The organism is Streptomyces sp. 8L (assembly GCF_020176795.1).
Lineage (GTDB): Bacteria > Actinomycetota > Actinomycetes > Streptomycetales > Streptomycetaceae > Streptomyces.
Map to the genome: position 1 here is coordinate 1 of NZ_JAIUKE010000061.1, position 4,997 is coordinate 4,997.

General features: G+C 74.7%; 5 protein-coding genes. All 5 read right to left on the reverse strand.

Translation table 11 applies throughout. From position 1 onward, the window contains the following. A partial coding sequence (locus tag LCE31_RS07090) for an aromatic ring-hydroxylating oxygenase subunit alpha (RefSeq protein WP_225013136.1) occupies positions 1-1,016 on the reverse strand: 1,016 nt, incomplete at its 3' end. Position 1,017: 1 nt separating this feature from the next. Next, complete coding sequence (locus LCE31_RS07095) at positions 1,018-1,248, reverse strand: recombinase-like helix-turn-helix domain-containing protein (protein WP_225013137.1); 231 nt, start codon at positions 1,246-1,248, stop codon at positions 1,018-1,020. Positions 1,249-1,331: 83 nt separating this feature from the next. After that, positions 1,332-2,321, reverse strand: coding sequence for a PDR/VanB family oxidoreductase (locus LCE31_RS07100; protein ID WP_225013138.1), 990 nt, complete (start codon positions 2,319-2,321; stop codon positions 1,332-1,334). Positions 2,322-2,330: 9 nt separating this feature from the next. Next, the gene (locus LCE31_RS07105) at positions 2,331-3,956 is read right to left on the reverse strand and encodes a thiamine pyrophosphate-binding protein (protein WP_225013139.1); all 1,626 of its coding nucleotides are present in this window, start codon (positions 3,954-3,956) and stop codon (positions 2,331-2,333) included. Between the two features lie 11 nt (positions 3,957-3,967). Further along, positions 3,968-4,750 carry an SDR family oxidoreductase gene (locus LCE31_RS07110; RefSeq protein WP_225013140.1) on the reverse strand — a complete coding sequence of 261 codons (783 nt, stop codon included), beginning with the start codon at positions 4,748-4,750 and terminating at the stop codon, positions 3,968-3,970. Positions 4,751-4,997 lie beyond the last annotated feature (247 nt).

The window sequence follows — 4,997 nt, forward strand, 5'->3', positions numbered from 1 at the left end:
TCCTCGGTCGGCTCGACCGCCGACTCCAGGATCGACTGCTCCAATTTCGGCAGCAGCCGCACCACGCCGAGGTCGTGCTGGTAGAGGTTCTCCCGCTGGTCCGCGTCCGCGGGCAGCGCCTCCAGCAGCACGCGGTCCTGCTCCAGCACCTCCCAGTGCCGTTCCTCGATCAGCGTCCGGTACAGGAAGTGCCACGTGTCGCGCTGCCAGCCGGCGACCCGCCGGTAGCGCCAGAAGAAGACGCCGGTGCGTCCCGCGTCGACCGGGCAGGTCATGCCCACGATCCCGAACGGGCCGCCGGGGCCCGCCGAGGGCGGGTAGGGGATGGACAGGTCGACCCAGTCCACGCCGGTGCGGCACAGCTCGACCCAGTCGAAGTTCACCCCGCGCTGGTCGGTCTTCTCGAAGAAGTAGCCGCGCCCGGTCTCCCGAATGCGGAACTTCGCCGTGGTGCCGCCGTCGTACATGGTGTGGGACTCGCGGTGCAGGAAGGCGCCGTGCATGGGGTCGAGCAGGTTCTCGACGGCGTAGCGCCAGGGGACGTTCCACTCGGCGTAGCACAGGATCGCCGAGGTGCCCTCGTCGTCGAGCGGCTCGGGCAGGGTGAGCGGGACGGGTTCGGGGTGGGCCTCGTCCCCGAAGTAGGCGAGGATCGCGCCGCCGACCTCGCGCACCGGCAGCGAAGTGACCAGGCGTTTGCCCTCCAGGTTGCAGCCGGGCAGGCCGGGCACGGCGGTCACGGTGCCCTCGCCGTCCACCTCCACACCGTGATACCAGCAGGCCACCCGGTCGCCGAGGTGTTTGCCCAGCGAGAGCGGGGCGCCCCGGTGGGGGCACCGGTCGGCGAGCATCGCGAGGGCGCCGTCGGCACGGCGCATCAGCAGCCACTGCTCGCCGAGCGCGGTGACCTTCCGCATCGCGCCGGGGGCGACGAAGCGCGAAGGCAGGACGGGGTGCCACTGGTTGCGCGGACCTGTGGCGTAGATGTGGTCGGCGCTGTTGTCGTGAAAGGTCATGTCAGGCTCCCAGTCGGTGCATCTCGGCGCGGAAGGACTCCTCGGTCCAGGGCCGTCCGTCGGGCGTGTGGAGCTGGCGGGCGTTCAGGCCCGCGACCACGTCGGTGAGTTCGTGCCCGTCCTGGGTGAAGATCTCCTCCAGCGTGCGCGCGAGCTTCACCTCGTACGGGCCGGGCGGCGCGGTCCTGCTCTGGTGCGGGTCCAGGCGGGGCCAGGTGTCGGTGTGGTTCATATCCCTTTGTCCCTCATCTTCTTCACGCGTGGCTCCGCCTTCCCGGGAGCGGGGCGTGATGGCGGTCGTGCTTCGTCCGTGGGTCACAGGTCCAGGACGAGGCGGTCGGACGCGCAGCGCGAGACGCAGATCATCATCGTCGCGCCCGCCGCGTGTTCGCCGTCGCTCAGCAGCAGGTCGCGGTGGTCGGGGACGCCCGCGAGGACACGTGTCTCGCAGGTGCCGCAGATGCCCTCCTCGCAGGAGCTGGCGACGGCGATCCCGGCGGCCCTGACCGCGTCGAGGACGCTGGTCGAGGCGTCGACGCCGACGGTGACGCCCGAGGCGCGGCACTCGACCTCGAACGCGGTGTCGCCCGAACCGCCCCGCGGCTTCCCGGCGGCCGGGGCGGAGAAGCGCTCCACCCGCAGGCGGCCCGGAGGGCAGAGCGCCTCGACGGCGGCGAGGAGGGGCTCGGGTCCGCAGCAGTACACCAGCGCGCCGGGCGGCAGGTCGCTCAGGGCCGCGTCGAGGTCGATGTGCCCCTTCTCGTCCTGCGGGTGGCGGACCACGCTGCCGCCGCGGTGCCCCGAGAGGCCGCCGTCTTCGGCGAGTCGGGCGAGTTCGGCGAGTTCCGCGCCGAAGGCCATCGACGTGCGGGTACGGCCTCCGTGGACCAGGGTGTACGGCACGCCGCGGCGCGACGCCGCACGGGCCATCGCCAGGATCGGGGTGATGCCGATCCCGCCGGCCACGAAGACGTAGGCGGGCGCCTCCTCCAGGGCGAAGTGGTTGCGCGGCCCCGTGACGGTGACGGTGTCGCCGGGGCGCAGCACGGTGTGCGCGTACCGCGAACCGCCGCGGGACGAGGGCTCGTCGAGGATCGCGACGCGGTAGGCGAACGCGTCGGCGGGGTCGCCGCACAGCGAGTACTGCCGCAGGTGTTCTCCCAGGCGGATGTCGAGGTGGGCGCCCGGTTCCCAGGGCGGCAGGGGCTTGCCGCCGGGATCGCTCAGCTCGACGGAGAGCACCCCTTCGGCCTCCCGGGTCATGCGGTGGACGAGCAGCTCGTGGCGGGGTTCCTCAGCCGGCATGGTGCCTCCTCACGCGGGCGTGGTGACGGGCGGGGTGAACGGGTTCTTCATCGGCCCGAGCGCGGCGAGGTCGACCTCGACCAGCGTCGGCCCGGCCGCGGCGCCCGCGCGGCCGAGGACCGGGGCCGCGTCCGCCGCGTCCGCGATGCGCGCGTACGGCAGGCCGCACGCGGCGGCGAGCAGCGCGAAGTCCGGGGTGTGCAGGTCGACGCCCGAGCGCCGGCCTCCGTGGGCGTCCTGGAGGTTGCGCAGCACCCCGTAGCCGGCGTCGTTGAAGACCACGAGGGTGAGCCGGGGGCGTTCCTGGGCGAGGGTGAGGAGCTCCCCCAGGTGGACGGCGAGCCCGCCGTCTCCCGCGAGGACGACGGCCGGTTCGCCCGGGCGGGCGAGCGCGGCGCCGATGCCCATGCCGAGCCCCTGGCCGATGCCGCCGCCGCGGGGGAAGACATTGTCCGCGGGATCGTAGAGCTCCAGCAGGCGGTTGCCCCAGCTGGATGACGCGATGGTGACGTCGCGGGCGACGACGGCCGCCCGGGGCAGGGCGGCGCGGAGCGCGTCGCAGAGCGCGGCCTGCGGTCCGAGGTCCTCGTGCAGGGTGTCCCTGGCCGCGGTCCTGGCCTCGGCGACCCGGCGCCGCCAGCCGGCCCGCGCGGGCACCGCGGCCGGCAGGAGCGCCGCCAGGGCCTCGGCCGCGTCCGCGTGCAGGGCGTGCCGTACGGGATACACCCGGCCGAGCGCCGCCGCGTCGGCGTCGATCTGGATGTGGGCGCCGGGAAGCCGGAGGGCGTAGTCCGCCGTCTCGTTGGAGCGGAAGTGGGTGCCGACGCTGAGCAGGACGTCCGCCTCAGCGAGGAGCGCGCGCCCGGTGGGGGTGGCGGCGAAGTTCCCTATGACCTGGGGGTGGTCCTCGGGCACGGCCGCCCGGCCGGAGTTGGAGGTCAGCAGTGCGGCGCCGGTCGCCTCCAGAAGGTCCTTCAGCGCTCCCCCGGCCCCGCGGGCGCCGCCGCCCGCCCAGATGACCGGGCGGCGCGCGGTCGCCAGCAGTGCGCGGGCGCCGTCGAGCGGCCCGGAGGCCGGGGCCGGGCGCGGCGCCGGGTCCGGCAGGGCGCCGTCCGCGTCCTCCTGGGGCGCGTACTGGAGGTCGATGGGCCACTCCACGCTCGCGGGCCCGCCGGGCACGGCGAGCGCGGCCCGCGCCGCGCGGCGCAGGACCCGGCCCGCGCCGGAGGCCGAGGTCACGGTCGCCGCGTGGGCCGACACGGCCCGCAGCATGCCGAGTTGGTCCTTGGTCTCGTGGATGAAGCCGCGCCCGCCGCCCAGGTACCGGCTCTCTATCTGGCCGGTGACGTGCAGGACGGAGCTCCCCGCGGCGAGCGCCTCGACGAGCGAGCCCGCCGCGTTGCCCGCGCCCGTGCCGGTGGACGTGAGGGCGCAGCCGATGCCGCCCTTCGCCCGGCCGTAGCCGTCGGCGGCGTTGACGGCGCTCGCCTCGTGCCGCACGGGTACGAAGCGCAGGTCGCGGTCGACCGCCTCGACCAGCGGCAGGTTGTGGACGCTGACGATGCCGAAGACGGTGTCGACGCCCAGGTCGCGCAGGACGGCGACGAGCAGGTCGCCTCCGTTGGAGTGGCGCACGGTCGTTCCCCTCACAGAATGCCGCGGCCGACTCCGCCGCAGACGTCGATGCTGGTGCCGGTGATGTAGGAGGCGCGTGGTGAGAGCAGCAGGAGGATCGCGTGGGCGGCCTCCTCGGGACGTCCGAGGCGGCCGAGCGCGATGCCGCGGTCGGCGGCGAGGCGCGCCTGCCACGCCTCGTACGGCTCCTTCGTCCCCTCGGCCGCGTGCCGCCGGGTCCACTGGCCGGTGTCGATGAGACCGAGGCAGACCGAGTTCACGCGCACGTTCTCGCCCGCGAGTTCGTCCGCGAGGGACTTGGCGAGGTTGAGGAGGCCGGCGCGCGCCGCGCTGGTGGTGATGAGCCGGCGCTCCGGCTGCTTGGCGAGTACGGCGTTGACATTGACGACGCTCGCCGCGTCGGAGGCGGCGAGGTGGGGGCGGGCGGCGGTGACGGGGTGCAGCACCCCCGCGAACTTCAGCTCCAGCTCGTCGTGCCAGTCCCGCGCGGTGGTGTCGGACAGGCTCTTCATACGGGACTGCCCGGCGTTGTTGACGAGTCCGTCCAGGCCCCCGAAGGTGTCCACGGTCCGCGCGACGAGCCGGCGGACCCCGTCGGCGTCCCGGATGTCGCAGGCGCCGGTCAGGAGGCGGTCCTTGGGCAGTCCCGCGGTGGCCGCGGCGAGGCGTGCCGCGTCGCGGCCACAGGTGGCGACGTTGGCGCCCTCCTCCAGCAGGGCGCGTACCGTCGCGAGGCCGACGCCCGAACTGCCGCCCGTGACCAGTACGGTTCGGCCGGCGAGGCCCAGATCCATGGTGTGTTCCCTTCGTTCTTCGCGCGGGCGCTTCGTAGCGGGCGCTTCGCAGGGCGCGCTTCGTAGCCGGCGCTACGCAGGGCGCGCTTGGTAGGAGGTGCTAGGCAGGAGGCGCTTCGCGGGGTCCCGGGGGCCCCCCCCCGCCGCGGCGCGGCGCCCCGCGGGGGCCGGCCCCCGGGCGCGGGGGCCGGAATCGGGCGGGGGGGACGCCGTGGGTGGGGGAGACCCCGGGGTGCGGGCGGCCGAG